The organism is Streptococcus sp. M334, from assembly GCF_000187745.1.
GTDB lineage: Bacteria > Bacillota > Bacilli > Lactobacillales > Streptococcaceae > Streptococcus.
Window position 1 is genome coordinate 1 of record NZ_GL732512.1, and the last position, 601, is coordinate 601.

Below are 601 nucleotides of genomic sequence, written 5' to 3' on the forward strand. Positions count from 1 at the left end.
AAAATGGTATAATAGAAGTATAAGGTGTGTGAACTCCAAAAGGAGAAAAACACATGAACAGAACTTTGACAATTTCAGATTATAGACAAGTAGATACTTCAAAACTTTCAGATATTACGGTGGTTTATTGTCGCTTAAGTCAAGATGATGGACTGGACGGAGATAGCAACTCAATTATCAATCAGAAGAAAATTCTGCTTGATGTAGTTACAAGAGAAAATCTCTCTAATCCTATTTTGTTTGTCGATGATGGCTTTAGTGGCACAAATTTTGACCGTCCAGCAATTTCAGAAGCTCTGCGTTTGGTGGAAAATCGGCAAGTTTCGAACTTTATTGTAAAGGATTTAAGCCGTTTGGGGCGCTCTTATATCAAGGTTGGACAGCTAACGGAAATCACTTTCCCTAGTTTTGATGTCCGCTTTATCGCCTTAAATGATGGAGTAGATTCGAATAAGCCTAATGAAACTAACTCAATTTTCTTGCCAATCAAGAGTCTAATGGATGAAATGTATGCGGCAGATACCAGCAAGAAAATTCGCGCGGTGGTGCAAGCTAAAGCCAAAGCTGGCGAGCGAGTAACTACTAACCCACCTTACGGCTA

At 39.1% G+C, this 601-nt stretch carries 1 protein-coding gene; it reads left to right on the top strand.

Annotated elements, in window-relative coordinates:
• Positions 1–53: 53 nt before the first annotated feature.
• Positions 54–601, top strand: a 548-nt coding sequence (locus HMPREF0851_RS15230) for a recombinase family protein (RefSeq protein ID WP_001082311.1), incomplete at its 3' end; no start/stop codon positions are given.